Below are 14709 nucleotides of genomic sequence, written 5' to 3'. Positions count from 1 at the left end.
GGTCGCCGGTGGTGGAGCATGGACCTACGCACAGCGACAAAGGGGGTCCAGGTCTCATGGCGGAAGCGGTACCGGTGCGCTGCCCGGCGTGCCTGCGCGACAACGGCTACACCGCGCCGGTCTTCCCCTGCGCCTGCGGAAGCCCGGTGAATCCCCCGCTGGACCTGGCGGCGCCCCCGGTGCCGCTGACCCATCGCACCTGGTCGGACAGCTGGGTGGCGGTGCGGTGCACGGCCTGCGGGCGGGAGAGCGAGTGGCCGCAGCCCGAGCTGGGATGCGGCTCGTGCGGGACGGTGGTGCGGATCCCGGTGCACCCGCTGGAGCGGGTGGACTCCGGCGACGGCGACGGCGCCGGCGCACGTGACGAGCGCGGGCCGGGGCAGGCCGGCGGGGGGATACGGAGGGACGGCGCGGGCGCGGGTACGGGCGCGGGTACGGTGCGGGGCGCGGGCCAGGGCGGCCCGGACCGCCGCCGGTCCGGCGCGCGGCCGGATCCGAGCGGCGCAGGGCCCGACCCGCACGGCGACGGGTCCGCCGACCGCCCCGCCGTCGGGCAGCCGGCTCATGCGCCGCTGCCGCCGCCGGCCGCTCCGCTGCCTCGGCCCGCCTTCCGGCCGGTGACCATCCGTACGGCCCGCGACGCGGTGGCCACGGCCGCGCTGTACCTTCGCTGGCTCGGCTTCCAGGACGTACGGCAGCCCGACGCGCGCCCGATCCCCTCGGCGGCCGTGGACCTCCGGGCTCCGGGGCTGGTCGCCCAGGTGGACCCGACCACCGCACCGGCCGGGCTGCGGGCGGTGGAGTGCGTCTGGCTCAACGGACTCACATCTTCCGCGACCAGCGTCTACTTCGCCCTCGCCGGATACACGGAGGACGCCCGCACCCGCGCGGACGATCTGGGGATACCGCTGTTCGTGATGGACCTCACCGGTATGCCGCAGCCGGTCAACGACCCGGCGGACGAGCTGGTCGGATCGGGGGATTAGGCGTCGGCATGATCCGCAGGAGAAGCGCTTAGGCTCGTAGGCGTTGCTTGCCTACTTCCTTACCGTCTGCCGGCCGCCTGCCGCCGGCCGCCGCCCTTCCTGCCGAGGAGAGCCCGATGAGCCTGTACGACATCCCGCTGACCACCCTGTCCGACGAGCCCACGAGCCTGGCGGCGTACAAGGGCAAGGCGATCCTCCTGGTGAACACCGCCTCCCAGTGCGGGCTCACCCCGCAGTACTCGGGGCTGGCCCGTCTGCAGTTCGCGTACGAGGAGAAGGGCTTCACGGTCATCGGCGTGCCCTGCAACCAGTTCGGCGAGCAGGAGCCCGGCAACGCCGAGGACATCCAGACCTTCTGCGCGGCCGGATTCGGCGTCACCTTCCCGATCCTGGAGAAGTCCGAGGTCAACGGCGAGAACCGGCACCCGCTCTACCAGGAGCTGGTGAAGGCCCCGGACGCGGACGGCGAGGCGGGGGACATCCAGTGGAACTTCGAGAAGTTCCTGATCTCCCCCGCCGGTGAGGTCGTCGCGCGCTTCCGCCCGCGTACCGAGCCCGAGGCCCCCGAGGTCGTCGCCGCGATCGAGGCGCACCTCCCGGCGTAAGGCCTCGGCCGCGGGTTCCCGTACGGGCCGGGTTCCCGTACGGGCCGCTGCGCGGGCCGCGCGGCAGCCCGTATCCGCTCGGCTCAGCCCAGGTCGACCTCGTCGTACTCCTGCGTCGAGCCGGCCGCGGTGAGTTCCCGCAGCTCGACCCGGCGGATCTTTCCGGACACGGTCTTCGGGAGCTCGCCGAACTCGATGCGGCGGATCCGCTTGTACGGGGACAGCACCGCGCGGGAGTGCTCGAACAGCACCCGGGCCGTCTCCGGCCCGGGTTCCCAACCGTTCGCGAGCGTGACGTACGCCTTCGGGACCGCCAGCCGCAGCGCGTCGGGGGCCGGCACGACGGCGGCCTCGGCGACCGCCTCGTGCTCCAGCAGGGCGCTCTCCAGCTCGAACGGACTGATCTTGTAGTCGGAGGCCTTGAAGACGTCGTCGGAGCGCCCGACGTAGGTGAGGTACCCGTCGGCGTCGCGCGCGGCGATGTCGCCGGTGCGGTAGAGCCCGTCCGCCATGGCCTCGGCGGTGCGCTCCGGGTCGTCGCGGTAGCCGGTGGTCACGCCGGCGGGCCGGGCGCGCAGGTTCACGCAGATTTCGCCCTCGTCCGGGGACTCCTTCCCGGTGACGGGGTCCACCAGGACGATCTCGTAGCCGGGTGCCGGGCGGCCCATGGAGCCGGGCTTGACGGGCACCCCGGGGAAGTTGCCGACCTGGAGGGTGGTCTCGGTCTGGCCGAAGCCGTCGCGGATGGTGACGCCCCAGGCCTCGCGGACCTTTTCGATGACCTCGGGGTTGAGCGGCTCACCTGCGGCGACGGCCTCGCGCGGCGGCCTGGCCAGCTTGGTGAGGTCGGACTGGATCAGCATGCGCCACACGGTGGGCGGTGCGCAGAAGGTGGTCACGCCGTGCCGGTCCATCTCTGCGAGCAGCCGCTCGGGGTCGAAGCGGGTGTAGTTGTGGACGAATACGGTGGCGCCCGCGTTCCAGGGGGCGAAGAGGTTGGACCAGGCGTGCTTGGCCCAGCCGGGCGAGGCGATGTTGAGGTGCACGTCGCCGGGGCGCAGGCCGAGCCAGTACATGGTGGAGAGGTGCCCGATGGGGTACGAGGCGTGCGTGTGCTCGACGAGCTTGGGGCGGTCGGTGGTGCCGGAGGTGAAGTACAGCATCAGCGGGTCGGTGGCGAGGGTCTCCCCTCCGGGGGTGAAGGCGGTGTCCGCGGTCCCCATGTCCGCGAGCCGGCGCCAGCCCGCCGGGATCTGCTGCCCGGCGGCGATCCGGGTGTAACCGCCCGGCACCTCGTCGAACTTGGCCGTGTCCTCGGCGCGCGCGATGACGTGGCGTACGAGGCCGCGCTCGACCCGGTCGCGCAGGTCGGCCGGGCCGAGCAGGGGGGTGGCGGGGATGACGACGGCGCGCAGCTTCATCGCGCCGAGCATCACCTCCCACAGCTCGCGCTGGTTGCCGAGCATGACGAGGATCCGGTCGCCCGTCGCGATGCCCTGCTCGCGCAGCCAGTTGGCGGCCGCGCCGGAGCGGGCGGCCAGCTCGGCGAAGGTGAGCGCCTCGCTGGTGCCGTCCTCCTCGACGATGCGCAGGGCGTCGGCGCCGTTCCCGGCGGCGATGTGGTCGAACCAGTCCAGGGCCCAGTTGAAGCGGCGCGGGCGGGGCCAGGTGAATCCGGTGTGGGCGGCCGCGTAGTCACCGCGGCGCTCCAGCAGGAAGTCCCGCGCTGCGAGGAACTGGGCGGTGGCACTGTTCTGCGAACTTTCGGTCGTCATGGCAGGTATCGTGCCGCGTCCGCTGTACGGACCACCAGTGCGACGCCCGACGGGAGTTGACCGTCGGCGGCCGTACGGTCGGACGCCGGCCGGAACCGGCCCGAACTGACCGGAACCGACCGGATCGCCGGCTACCGGCCCGGCCGGATCACCACCTGCCGCTGGGAGCCGTTCGCACGGCCATCAGGTGGCCGCTCGCCCAGGCCATGCGGACGGTACGGAAGTCCGCCCGCTCTTCGAGCTCGGTCAGCAGGCGTCGGACCGATGCACCGTGGCCCTCCGGCCAGCCGGGCTGCGGGAGGAGGTCGTCGATCAGGTAGGTCCCGCCGGGGGCCACGAGCGCCAGGGCCCGGTCCAGGTGGGTGAACTTGCCGGGCCAGGTGTCCGCGAAGACCAGGTCGAACGCCTCCCCCTCGTATTCCTCCAGCCACGCGCCGCCGTCCGCGGCCACGAAGGCCACCCGCGGATCGGAACGGAACTGCTCGCGGGCGACCTTCTGCACGGCCTCGTCCAGTTCGACGGTGACCAGACGGGAGGCGGCGTCCATTCCGCTGAGGAGCCAGGCGGTTCCTGCGCCCACGCCCGTGCCGAGTTCGAGGATGCGGCCGCCGGGGCGGGTGGCCGCGAGCAGGGCCAGCAGGCTGCCGGTGCGCTCCTCGCAGGACAGGGTGAAGCCCGCTCGGCGCGCCGCGGCGCGCAGGGCCGGCAGGGAATCCGGGATCCGTCTCGGCATGTCGTCCATCCCGGGATGATGCGGTCGGCGAGCCCTCCGTACAACTCCTTTACCCGGTTACCCGGTTATCCAGTTACCTGGTGATTTGGTTACCTGGTTACCCGGTTCAGACTTGACGCGTCGCCCCGAACCGCACGGAAGCCCCGGCGGCAGACCCGGCCCCGTCCCCCATGTCGGCGATCACCCGCTCCCCTTCGGCGACGATCTCCTCCTCCTGTGCCTTCGAGACCCGGCCGAACAGCTCCACGGTGAGCACCGCCCCCTCCAGCTTCCACAGCCCGGCGACGAACCCGTCGACGAGCAGGGTGCAGTGGGCCTGGTTCCCGGTCCAGGTACGGCCCTTGATCTCGGGGGCGACCACGCGGGTACGGTCGGCGTGCGAGAGCAGGAGGTTGTCGAACTCCGGGAGGAAGCGGGGCGGCGCCGGGGTGTCCGGGTCGGGGCGGGGCGCGTCCGGGAGGTCGAAGAGCTCGACGCCGTTCTCGTCCCGGAAGGCGACCAGGCCCGGCCGCAGCCGCTCGAAGGCGTCGCGCAGCCGGGTCAGTCCGGCCCAGATCTGCATGTCCTTGACGGAGGCGGGCCCGAAGGCGGCGAGGTAGCGCAGTACGACGTCGTCGACGGGCTGCGCCGCCCCGGCGGGCCGGCCGAGCCAGTTCTCGGCGGTGGTGAGCCGGACCTGCCCGCTGCGCCCCCACACCCCGCGCGGGGTGACCTGGACCAGCGGCAGCCGGCACCGCGCGGCGACGGACAGGGACTGCGGCTCGGCGTCGGGCCACTCTCGGAGCAGCTCCTCGCGGATCTCGCCCATGGTGCGCGGCGCACTCTCGACGAAGCCGCGGGCCCGTTCCGCCAGCCGGTCCAGATCCACTCCCACGAGCCCCTTCCGGAAGTAGTTGACCTCCCGGTCGCGGGCGGGCTGGACGAGGGGGCGCAGGGTCAGGGCGTCGTGCGCGGTGTGGGTGTGGATGGTGGAGCGCATGGTGACCATCCGGACCACCTCGCGGGACTCCATGAGCCCCGCCAGTTCGGCGGGCCGGAAGCCGGCGAGCCGGGCGTGCAGCTGGAAGTAGGGCGGCTTGACGTTCTGGGCCTGCAGTCCGAGCAGGTGGGTGACGGCGCCCTCTGCGGACATCTCGGCGCGGCTGAGCAGCAGCTGGCGGGCGAGCGTGGCACGGTTCAGAGCACGGGTGCCGAGTACGGGATGCGTCGTCGTGGAGGCCATGACAACAAGCTAGCCCCCCTTGCGGACACCTTCTGTCCGCAACTTCCAGCCGAAACCCACCTCACATCCCGCCCCCTCACCCCGTGACGCCGCTTTCCCCCGATAGCCTGCCCCTTGCCCGCAATGAAGACCCGCCACGGGAGCTGACCTGCGATGTCGGAGCGCCCAGACCATCGCCCCTCGCCGCCGCCCGCCGGGAAGCGCCCGGGGTGGCGCCGCGCCGCCCCGGCCGCAGCACCCCCGACGGGGCCACCGGCCGCCCCGCAGCCCGCACCGCCGACCCTCACTCCCCCGAACCACCGCAGCGTGATCGACTCGGCCGTCTACCGCGACGGCCGCCGGGTCGCCTCCCCCGCCACCCTGGCCGAGACCTTCAGGCAGCTGCGCGAGGAGCCCGACGGGATGGCCTGGATCGGCCTCCACCGACCCACGGAACCCGAGCTCCACTCCCTCGCAACCGAGTTCAACCTGCACGAACTCGCCGTCGAGGATGCCCTGGAAGCTCACCAGCGCCCCAAGCTGGAGCGTTACGGCGACACCCTCTTCGTCGTCCTGCGCGCCGCCCGCTACCTCGACGTCCAGGAGGAGGTCGACTTCAGCGAGCTCCACATCTTCGTCGGCCCGGACTTCCTGATCACGGTCCGCCACGGCGGCGCCCCGGACCTCTCCTCCGTCCGCCGCCGCATGGAGGACAACCCGGAACTCCTCTCACTCGGCCCGGAGGCCGCCCTGTACGCCATCCTCGACGCGGTGGTCGACGGCTACGCCCCGGTCGTCGAGGGCGTCCAGACCGACATCGACGAGATCGAGACGGAGGTCTTCCGCGGCGACCCGGCGGTCTCCCGCCGCATCTACGAACTCTCCCGCGAAATGGTCGAGTTCCAACGCGCCACCCGCCCCCTGGTGGGCATGCTCCACAACCTGATGGCCGGCTTCGCGAAGTACGGCACGGACGAGGAACTCCAGCGCTACCTCCGCGACGTCGCCGACCACGTCACGCACACAAGCGAACGCGTGGACGCCTTCCGCCAGGCCCTCACCGACATCCTGACGGTCAACGCCACCCTGGTCTCCCAACAACAGAACGCAGAAATGCGCGCCCTCGCCGAAGCCGGCTTCGAACAGAACGAGGAGATCAAGAAGATCTCCTCCTGGGCGGCCATCCTCTTTGCACCCACGTTGGTGGGAACCATCTACGGCATGAACTTCGAGACCATGCCGGAACTACGGTGGGCGGCCGGCTACCCCTTCGCGATCCTGCTGATGGCGGTGGTGTGCGTCAGCCTGTACGTCATCTTCAAGAAGCGCGACTGGCTGTAGACCGCGCACCAGTGCCGTTGATCAACTTAGCTCTTGCGAACGTCTGAAAGTGGCCCGCAGGGCCCCCTGGGGAGAATCTGGGGAGAATCCGCTGCCCGCCCGTGCCGGGTACTCCCCCGCACCTTGGGACTGGCCCTCCCGCACCGCCGACCACCTTCGACCGCACGCGGTTGCGGAGGGTAACGAAAGCGGGTGGCACAGCATCTGCTGTGCCACCCGTTGTCGCGACCAGGTCTGTTCTGTCTCCCCCGACGACCTACAAACCGGAGTCGTCCAACAACCCGGCCCGTGAGCGTCGATGTCCGACCCCCTGGCTAGCCTGTCCCCGTGACGCCCACCGATGACCGACAGTTCCCCGCCGCGCTGGCCACTGCGATGGCCGTTCGATTCGACTACGCAGACGGGAAAACCGGGGTCGACTTCGAGCCCTTCCCTGCCTTCCTGTCCGCTGCCGAGACCACCGACTGGTTCCAGGCATGGACCGGGAACAGCGAACTGGACGGCAGCGACTTCCGCGTGTTCGGACAGGACGGCACGGGCGGGTACTCGGCGTTGTGGCTCATCCGCCCGAGCCGACCACTGGCCGAGCAGCCCGTCGTCTTCCTCGGGTCCGAGGGAGAGACCGGTGTCGTCGCCCGCGACCTGGGCGACTTCCTGTGGCTCCTGGCCGACGGCTTCGGCCCCTGGGAAGCCGCCACCTCGTACGAGCCCGGCTGGAAGGCGCGCCCCAATCCGGAGTTGGCAGCCATCGCCGAAGGATTCGCACCGCACCAGCGCCGGTCGGCGGCAGCCGTGATCGAGCTGGCGGCCCAGGAGTTCCCCGACTTCGACGACACCATCATGGAGCTCTGCCGCTGAACCCAGCGTCGTCACATGCACGACCGGCCGGAATCACTGGACAAGCCTCGATCGGACGTGAGTGTTCACCGCCGAACTCGCCGCTTCGGCACGGTCCCGACGGCAGGCGAATGAAGGCCGCTCACTCAAGTCAGCACGCTCCTCTGTCGCGTTCGAGCATCGCTGTAGCCTCTGGCCATGAATCATGGGGAAGGCGAGGACGCGCTGGTTCTGGAGGCTCGCGAGATGCTGGCCACCGGACAGGGCGAGGAGGAGGTCTTCGCCGGAATGGCCGCGCGCACCGGTGAGTGGGACGCCTGCGCGTTGGCCTTATGTCTGGCCCTGGGAGTGCCCCGGCCGGACGCCGAAGTCCGGATCCGCGAGGTTCGGCCCCTCTTCGACGAGTTCGAGGTGGGAGAGGAAGACCTCGTCGCCATGTTTCTCGCCTGTGGGCATGTGTTCGTCGTGGACCGGGTGCTGGACGGTCGCGGTGAGCGGATCCGCGACCTCTTGTGGACTGCCGCCTGCGCCCGCGGAGGCTTTCCTGGCGGCATGATCCCCTGGTTTCGTACCGGGGAGCTCACGAAGATCTTCCTGCTCTTCGCGCAGACCCGGTTCCGGGACGGGCGGGGCTCACGTCCCGAGTTCTGGGCGGCCATGGTTACGGCCGGGGAACTACTGGCGACCGGGGACGGCTCGGACCAGGCAGAGGTGACGGCGGGCCTGGAACACTGCCGGGCGCAGGCGGCCTCCTTCGGTACGGGATCTCAGATGCGGCCGTGAGAGGAGACCAGGGCCTCAGGTACGTACTCGGGCACCATGCCGAGCAGTGCGTCGATGGCCGCGCGACCCTTGCCGCCGGCCTCAGGCATGAAGTGGGCATAGTGGTCCAGGGTGATGGTCGGGCTTGAGTGACCGAGCCACCGGGCGAGCGTGACGATGGACTCGCCCGCTTCGAGGAGGACCGAGGCGTAAGTGTGCCGGAGCACGTGAAACCCGTCCTTGCGTGAAGCCTTCCACCGCGCACCCTTCTCCCGCACGGGAATGACTCCGGCCGACCGCCCTCCAGGCCACGCGCGCCGAACTCGAAGCCGTGGCAGCACTGAGCGCCCGCAACGCCGCGGCCGCCCTCGAACAGGACGAGGCCGTGGAGGCCCTCACCGAGCTCGTGCTCTCGTACTTCGCCCGGCACCCCGAAGCCCGCATGGTCATGGACGTACTCCCGCACATGACCGAGGAAGACCGCGCCGAGTACGAGCGCCTGCGCGCCATAGCCGCTCCGGACGGCGGCATATACCTCCCCTACGAGGACTGACAGGCCCCGGAACAGCACCCTGCGCCCGGTGACCGGGCACTTCCCGGCTACCGGGCGGCGGCGTTCCTCATCTGGAAACACTCCAGGCCCTACCCACTGGCAGTCGCAGATCAGGGGCCTGCGTCGCCTGCCGCGAGGAACGGAGCCAGGAGGTCGACGGCTTCCTCCCAGCGGAAGCGGTCGGCGCCGCCGCCGGACTTCGGGCGGTGCGGCTCGTAGGTGCCGACCAGAACGCCCATCTCGCGGAGCTCGGCGAGGCTCCGCTGGTACGCGCGGTGGGCCGCGAGGGCGGTGTTCACGTAGGGCAGGACGGCGGTGGGGATGCCCATGCCCGGGGCCTCGCAGAGGATGCCGAGGGCGAGGTTGTCCGCGAATCCGGCCGCCCACTTGTTGACCGTGTTGAAGGTGGCCGGGGCGACTGCGACCGCATCGGCGGGTGGGAAGGACCGTGCGTCCCCGGGCGCGCGCCAGGCGGAGCGGACGGGGTAACCCGTCCGCTCCTCGATCTCGGATACGTCGAGGAAAGGAAGCCCCTGCGGGGTGGCGACGACGCCGACGTCCCAGCTCCACTCGTGCGCGGCGTCGATCAGCTTGCCGACGTCGCCCGCGATCCCGGCCGCGCAGACGACGACGTACAGGAAGGGCTTGGGCTGCGGCTCGGTCACGCGGGTACTCCCAGTCGGCGGCTGAAGTGGTGGAGCTCTGGCAGCGTACGCCGACGGTCGCGCGCCGCCATGTCGGCGACCAGGTCCCGGACGGCTGGGCGTCGTACGTCCTGGGCTGCGCAGGTCTCCGCGATCCGCAGGGCCTGGTAGCCGTCGGCGAGGCGGCCCTGCTGCGCGTAGGCACGGGCGGCTTCCACCCACAGGGCGGCCCGGCGCTCGGGAACCGGGATGTGGCGGCGCATGAGCGGACGGGCGATGTCAATGGCGACGCCCGCGTCACCGAAGGACACGGCCGCGCTGACCTCGTGGAGGGCCACGTTGGTGGGGCTGAAGTTGGCCCAGGCGTCGGGGTGGTCCAGGGCGACGTACTTCGCCACCTCCTTGGCCTCGGCCAGGAACTCTGCGGTGGCGGCGCGGTCCCCGGCCCTGCTGGCAACCGTGACTCCCCGCAGTAGCAGCAACCCGAGCACGGAGAGGTGGTGACGGGGCTGCCGGTCGTACGCACCGGTGAGTTGTGAGGCCGTGTGCTTGATCAGTGTGACGGCCTGGCCGGCGTGCTGTTCACGGACCAGGACGTGCGCGTGGAGGCGGACACTGGCGGCGAGGACGAGTGGATCACCTGAGCGTTCGGCCTCGGCCATCGCGCGCCCGACGGCGAGCCACGCCGTGCCGGGGTCTCCCTGCTTGAGCAGGAGGCTGGCCGAGGTCTGGTAGGCCGTGGCCAGGAAGCGAGGAAGCTCCTCGGCCTGCGGGGAGTCGGCGATGCAGCGGCGAAGATCGGCGATCAGGCCGGGAAGGGTCCGCTCCAACTCCGCGTAGTCGCAAGTGCTCCAGAGGCGCCGGATGGCCGTGGCCCGGTTTCGCAGTTGCCCGGACTCCGGCGCTTCCGTCGTCGGAGTCGTCGGCATCCCGGGCAGGAGTGCCTGGACGAGCGCGGGGTGCGCAGCCGTCGGCGCGACCGAGGCTGTGAGCGCGGTGACGCTGGCGGCAAGGAAGGTACGGCGGCGCAGCATTTCCTCTGTCTCCGGATCGTGGGGATCGGCTTCCGGGGCGGCCTCCGCCAGACCGAGTCGGGCCGGAGGAATGCGCAGGATGCGTGCGACGTCGCGCAGGACTCGGATGTCGTCCGTTCCGCGTCCGCCCTCCAGTCGGCTGATCTTCGACTGGTGATACCCCAGCTCGCCGGCCACGTCCGCTTGCGAGCGGCCCTGTAAGACCCGAGCCCGACGGATCAGTTCACCGATCCGGTGGCTCGTACCAGGCGACAAGATCGAGGCAGGCACCCTGGCTTGCGCCGTCGCCGCCACCGGTGGGACCGCGCGCATCGAAGGCGTCCAAGGTCGGGATGTCGTGCCCTTGCAGGCAGCCCTGCAGCAGCTGGGCATCCCCACCGCGGTACGGGAGGACGTCCTCCTGGTCGACGGGAGCGCCGCCCGGCCGACGGGCCGTCCCCTTCGAGCCATCGCCACGCTCGCCGTCGGCGGCCTGGACGCCGATTTCGAACCTCCCCTGATGGCACTGGCCCTCGGCCAGCCCGGGACACACCTGTTCGCCGACTCCATCAACCCCGGCCGCCACGGTAACCTGCTGCCCCAGCTGGCCCGACTCTGCGCGAAGATCGAGGAGATCTCCCCCACCGAATGCCAGCTGACCGGCCCGCAACGCCTCACCGGAGCCGGGGTCGAGGCCACCGACATCCGCACCGGCTCCGCGCTCATGGTCGCCGCGCTGACCGCCCGCGGCATCACCACCCTCGGCGGAGTCGACCAGCTCCGCCGTGGCCACGCCGACCTGCCCGGCAAGCTCCTCCACCTCGGCGCCGACATCTGCGAGGTCGCGCCATGACCGCGGCCCGTTCCCTACGACAGATCATGGCCACCACCGACGTCCACTCCGCCCTCGGTGCCGGCGGCCCGCTGCTCGGGCACCTCCACCAGGCACGCACGGACAGCCTGCTGGTGGACTGCGGCGACTTCTTCGAGGGCACCGGGTACTACCGCCTCGGCCGGGGCGCACTCGAACGGGACATCCTGCTCGCCCTGTACGACGTCGTCGCTCCCGGGAACCACGGCTGGCCGCACTACTTCGAGCCGGGCCTCCACCAGCGGACCGTATGCGCCAACGTCATCGAGGACTCCAGCGGAAACGTGCTCTTCCGCCGTCTGCGCATCGTGGACATCGCAGGCCGACGGACGGCCGTCACGGCCGTGATCGGCCAGCAGGCATTCAAGTCGATCCCGGTCGGGCAGCGTTCCGGCCACCGCGTCACCGATCCCGTCCAGGCCCTGCGCGAGCTGATGCTCGCGCACCACCACGAGGTCGACTCCTGGGTCCTCCTCAGCCACTCCGGCTTCGAGCAGGACCTCCAGCTCGCCGAGGCGTGCCCCTTCCTGGACGTGGTCTTCGCCGGCCACTGCCACAGCGAACACACCGGACCCGAACGGGTCGGCGGCACCCTCGTGCTCAAGGGCCAGGAACTCGCCGTCGGCTACGCAATCGCCGAGCGCTCCCCCGAAGGCTGGGTCGGACGAACCGCCCGCTTCCCTGAAACCTGGGAATCCGTCCTGCCGACCGAGCTCGACTCCGTCCGTGAACAGATCGCCTCCATCGACGCACAGCTGGCCGAGCCGCTGGGCCGTCTCGCCTCTCCCCATCGGAACAAGCCGCTCGACCGCCGCGTCCTGCTCCGCGAACTGGCCGACCAGCTACGCAGCGGACTGGGCTGCGAGGCTGTCGTCCTCAACGAGACCGCTGTGCGCACGACGCTGCTGGGCGAAGTCCTCACCACCGGAGACCTGCTGGCCATCGAGCCGTTCGACAACAGCCTGGTCGAGGCCCAAGTCACGCTGGCCTTCCGGAATGACCCCGCTGCCCTGCTCGCCCATCTCACCGAGCGAGCAGGACCCCTGATCACCTCCCCCGATCAGCTCCCCGCCGGTCTGACGAGCGTGCTGACCACCGACTACCTCGCCGACACCTGTCTCGGCAGCCGAGCCCACCCCGTCGGCCTCAGCCTCGGCTCGGCGATCAGGAGCATCCTGACCAACGGAGACGACCAGTGATCCTCACCGGACCCGAGATCACCACCGCCTCGAAGGACGGACGACTGCGGATCTCCCCCTTCACGCCGACCCAGGTCAACCCGAACAGCTACAACGTCCGCCTGGGCGGGACCCTGCTCACCTACACCAACGATGTACTCGACGCCCACCGCCCGAACCCCACCCGCCACACAGAGATCGGCGACGACGGCCACGTCCTGCAACCCGGCGAGCTGTACCTCGGCCACACCCTGGAGGAAGTGGGATCCGACCTCTTTGTCCCCCTGCTCTTCAGCCGGTCCTCCGTCGGCCGATTGGGGCTCTTCGTAGAGATCACCGCACCCATCGGTGACATCGGCTTCCACGGCCAGTGGACTCTGATGCTCACCCCCACCCGCCCCGTGCGCGTCTACGCCGGGATGAAGATCGGGCAGATCATGTTCTTCGTCTCCGAAGGCGGCATCGACCTGTACGAGGGCAAGTACCAGGCGGCCTCAGGGCCCCAGCCCTCCTCGTACTGGCGCGACCTCGACGGCACGGCGGTGACCTCGTGATCCTCACCGGACCGGCCATCGCCGCCGCCCGCGAGGCGGGCCTCATCACCATCGACCCGTACGACCCGGACCGCCTGTCCCCCAACGCGTACGACTGGCGCCTGGGCAGCACGCTCCACGTCTGCGAGGGCGACCTCGACGCCGCCAGTCCCACCGCCTTCTCCGAACTCCCCCTACCCGACGACGGGTACGTCCTGGAGCCCGGGAACCTCTACCTCGGCCACACCCTGGAGCGCACGGGCTCCGAGGCCTACGCCCAGCTCCTCAATGGCGACCGAACTAGCGGCTCCCTCGGCATCTGGGTCCACGTCTCCGCGCCGCTCGGGCACCAGGGCCACGCGATCCGCTGGACCCTGGAGATCCGAGCCACCCGCCCCGTACGCGTCCGGCCCGGCATGACCTTCGGCAAGCTCGTCTTCCTCCGCACCCACGGCTCCCCCGCCAGCTACCAGCGGCACGGCCTCAAGTACCGCACCAGCATGGGCATCGAGACATCACGCCTCTACGAGGAGAACCCCGGAGGCCGCCGGTGAACCGCGTTGTCGCCACCGCCCTCGACCTGCCGTTCCCCAGTCCCGGCGGAAGCGTCGAACTGTTCCTCGACCTCTACGCCGGCACCCAGCCCGCCATCCCCTCCCGCGCCTTCATGCTCGCCCCCGACGGCCCCCGCCCCCGCCCCCCGGCCGGCATCGACCTGCTGCACGCGTCCGGCAAGTGCCTCGACGGCCACGCCTTCAGCCGGTACGTCACCAACCTGCGCCTCGCCATGACGGCCGCCATCGACCCGCGTCAGATCAGCGTGCTGCACCTGCACCACCTGACTTTCGGCGCTCCCCCCGCCCTCCTGCGAGCCCTCCCCGCCCACCCCCGGATCGCCTTCGTCCACGGCACCGACCTCCTGCACGCCGAGAACCACACCACACAGCTGCGCGTTCTCCGCGAGACCGCCTCCGCTGCCGACGCGATCGTCGTCCCCACCGGCGCCATGGCCGACCGCCTGCTCAAGCTCGCCCCCAAGACGGACAGGCGCAAGATCGAGAAGATCCCCTGGGGCATCCCCGACCGCCTCCTGACCAGCCCACCGCCCCGCCCCGCCCGACGTCCCACCAGCCACCTGCGGATCCTCTTCGCAGGCCGCCTCAGTTCCGAGAAGGGCCTCGAACCCCTCCTCCAAGCCGTCGCGGCCACCCGCTCGGTCGAGCTGAGCATCTCGGCCCCGCGCGCCCAGTTCGTCGACCTCGCCCCGGTCATCCGCCAGCTCGGCGTCCACGTCCGCTACCTCGGCTGGTTCCGCCGCCCCCAACTGTGGAAGGCCTTCGCCGACCACGACGTACTCGCCGTGCCCTCCACCACCCTGGAGGCCATGGGCCTCGTCGCCCTCGAAGCCCAGGCCTGCGGACTCCCCGTCCTCTACCAACCCGTCCCCGGCCTCAGCGAAGCCCTCTCCGGCACCGCCCTGGCCACCGACTTCACCAACCCCACCACCGCCGCCCACGGCCTCCACCGCCTGCGCACCACCCCCGGCCTCCTGGAGATGCTCCGGGCATCCGGCCGCACCAACGCCGCCCGCTTCCCCCTCAGTGCCACCGCCACGGCCATCACCGACCTCGGCCGGCGGCTCGCCTGACACCACCCGTGGCGCAGTCGGCACCGCCC

At 71.0% G+C, this 14709-nt stretch carries 15 protein-coding genes and 2 pseudogenes; 11 read left to right on the top strand and 6 right to left on the bottom strand.

Going from position 1 to position 14709, the window contains the following annotated elements:
- Positions 1-56 precede the first annotated feature (56 nt).
- Both OG332_RS35870 and OG332_RS35865 read left to right on the top strand, forming a co-directional pair.
- Complete coding sequence (locus OG332_RS35870) at positions 57-986, top strand: hypothetical protein (RefSeq protein WP_327417362.1); 930 nt, start codon at positions 57-59, stop codon at positions 984-986.
- 116 nt (positions 987-1102) lie between these two features.
- On the top strand, positions 1103-1591 hold the full coding sequence (locus OG332_RS35865) for a glutathione peroxidase (RefSeq protein WP_327417361.1): 489 nt from the start codon (positions 1103-1105) through the stop codon (positions 1589-1591).
- Between the two features lie 83 nt (positions 1592-1674).
- Here OG332_RS35865 and OG332_RS35860 read toward each other — a convergent pair whose 3' ends face one another.
- The 3 genes from OG332_RS35860 to OG332_RS35850 form a co-directional block, all read right to left on the bottom strand.
- Complete coding sequence (locus OG332_RS35860) at positions 1675-3366, bottom strand: AMP-binding protein (RefSeq protein ID WP_327417360.1); 1692 nt, start codon at positions 3364-3366, stop codon at positions 1675-1677.
- A 148-nt stretch (positions 3367-3514) separates the two neighbouring features.
- Positions 3515-4108 carry an O-methyltransferase gene (locus OG332_RS35855; RefSeq protein WP_327417359.1) on the bottom strand — a complete coding sequence of 198 codons (594 nt, stop codon included), beginning with the start codon at positions 4106-4108 and terminating at the stop codon, positions 3515-3517.
- A 97-nt stretch (positions 4109-4205) separates the two neighbouring features.
- Positions 4206-5321 carry a winged helix DNA-binding domain-containing protein gene (locus OG332_RS35850; protein WP_327417358.1) on the bottom strand — a complete coding sequence of 372 codons (1116 nt, stop codon included), beginning with the start codon at positions 5319-5321 and terminating at the stop codon, positions 4206-4208.
- Positions 5322-5474: 153 nt separating this feature from the next.
- Between OG332_RS35850 and OG332_RS35845 the strand changes: the two genes are divergently transcribed.
- From OG332_RS35845 to OG332_RS35835, 3 genes are all read left to right on the top strand, one after another.
- A complete protein-coding gene (locus tag OG332_RS35845) occupies positions 5475-6641 on the top strand; it encodes a magnesium and cobalt transport protein CorA (RefSeq protein WP_327417357.1) in 1167 nt (388 codons plus the stop codon).
- Between the two features lie 327 nt (positions 6642-6968).
- On the top strand, positions 6969-7499 hold the full coding sequence (locus OG332_RS35840) for an SMI1/KNR4 family protein (protein WP_327417356.1): 531 nt from the start codon (positions 6969-6971) through the stop codon (positions 7497-7499).
- Between the two features lie 177 nt (positions 7500-7676).
- Positions 7677-8261: a hypothetical protein gene (locus OG332_RS35835; protein ID WP_327417355.1), complete on the top strand. Its 585-nt coding sequence runs from the start codon at positions 7677-7679 to the stop codon at positions 8259-8261.
- Here the strand turns inward: OG332_RS35835 and OG332_RS35830 are convergent.
- A pseudogene (locus tag OG332_RS35830) lies at positions 8246-8548 on the bottom strand (tyrosine-type recombinase/integrase); the annotation flags it as partial. The gene OG332_RS35835 and the pseudogene OG332_RS35830 overlap by 16 nt on opposite strands.
- 23 nt (positions 8549-8571) lie before the next feature.
- Between OG332_RS35830 and OG332_RS35825 the strand changes: the two are divergent.
- Positions 8572-8793, top strand: a complete 222-nt coding sequence (locus OG332_RS35825; protein ID WP_327417354.1) for a hypothetical protein — start codon at positions 8572-8574, stop codon at positions 8791-8793.
- 110 nt (positions 8794-8903) lie between these two features.
- On the opposite strand, the gene OG332_RS35820 is transcribed toward OG332_RS35825, so the two are convergent.
- Positions 8904-9458, bottom strand: a complete 555-nt coding sequence (locus OG332_RS35820) for a flavoprotein (RefSeq protein WP_327417353.1) — start codon at positions 9456-9458, stop codon at positions 8904-8906.
- Entirely contained in the window at positions 9455-10729 is a 1275-nt protein-coding gene (locus OG332_RS35815; protein ID WP_442816395.1) for a helix-turn-helix domain-containing protein, read from the bottom strand. Before OG332_RS35815 ends, OG332_RS35820 begins: the two co-directional genes overlap by 4 nt.
- Here OG332_RS35815 and OG332_RS35810 point away from each other — a divergent pair.
- The 5 genes and pseudogenes from OG332_RS35810 to OG332_RS35790 all read left to right on the top strand — a co-directional run.
- Positions 10704-11303, top strand: a pseudogene (locus OG332_RS35810) (UDP-N-acetylglucosamine 1-carboxyvinyltransferase); the annotation flags it as partial. The gene OG332_RS35815 and the pseudogene OG332_RS35810 sit on opposite strands and share 26 nt — an antisense overlap.
- Positions 11300-12520, top strand: coding sequence for a bifunctional metallophosphatase/5'-nucleotidase (locus tag OG332_RS35805; protein ID WP_327417351.1), 1221 nt, complete (start codon positions 11300-11302; stop codon positions 12518-12520). The pseudogene OG332_RS35810 and the gene OG332_RS35805, both read left to right, overlap by 4 nt.
- Positions 12517-13053: a dCTP deaminase gene (dcd, locus tag OG332_RS35800; protein WP_327417350.1), complete on the top strand. Its 537-nt coding sequence runs from the start codon at positions 12517-12519 to the stop codon at positions 13051-13053. Before OG332_RS35805 ends, dcd begins: the two co-directional genes overlap by 4 nt.
- Entirely contained in the window at positions 13050-13586 is a 537-nt protein-coding gene (locus OG332_RS35795; RefSeq protein ID WP_327417349.1) for a dCTP deaminase, read from the top strand. The genes dcd and OG332_RS35795 overlap by 4 nt, the downstream gene beginning before the upstream one ends.
- Positions 13583-14680: a glycosyltransferase family 4 protein gene (locus tag OG332_RS35790; protein WP_327417348.1), complete on the top strand. Its 1098-nt coding sequence runs from the start codon at positions 13583-13585 to the stop codon at positions 14678-14680. The genes OG332_RS35795 and OG332_RS35790 overlap by 4 nt, the downstream gene beginning before the upstream one ends.
- The last annotated feature ends 29 nt before the right edge of the window (positions 14681-14709 follow it).

Origin of the sequence: Streptomyces sp. NBC_01233 (assembly GCF_035989305.1) — a bacterium.
Lineage (GTDB): Bacteria > Actinomycetota > Actinomycetes > Streptomycetales > Streptomycetaceae > Streptomyces.
The sequence above is the reverse complement of the archived record's forward strand: the minus strand, read 5'-3'. Positions and strand labels throughout refer to the sequence as shown.

Coding starts and splice junctions, on each gene's coding strand:
- OG332_RS35850 (WP_327417358.1), bottom strand. CDS start 5,321: ATGGCCTCCACGACGACGCATCCCGTACTCGGCACCCGTGCTCTGAAC.
- OG332_RS35805 (WP_327417351.1), top strand. CDS start 11,300: ATGACCGCGGCCCGTTCCCTACGACAGATCATGGCCACCACCGACGTC.
- OG332_RS35860 (WP_327417360.1), bottom strand. CDS start 3,366: ATGACGACCGAAAGTTCGCAGAACAGTGCCACCGCCCAGTTCCTCGCA.
- OG332_RS35870 (WP_327417362.1), top strand. CDS start 57: ATGGCGGAAGCGGTACCGGTGCGCTGCCCGGCGTGCCTGCGCGACAAC.
- OG332_RS35835 (WP_327417355.1), top strand. CDS start 7,677: ATGAATCATGGGGAAGGCGAGGACGCGCTGGTTCTGGAGGCTCGCGAG.
- OG332_RS35865 (WP_327417361.1), top strand. CDS start 1,103: ATGAGCCTGTACGACATCCCGCTGACCACCCTGTCCGACGAGCCCACG.
- OG332_RS35855 (WP_327417359.1), bottom strand. CDS start 4,108: ATGGACGACATGCCGAGACGGATCCCGGATTCCCTGCCGGCCCTGCGC.
- OG332_RS35845 (WP_327417357.1), top strand. CDS start 5,475: ATGTCGGAGCGCCCAGACCATCGCCCCTCGCCGCCGCCCGCCGGGAAG.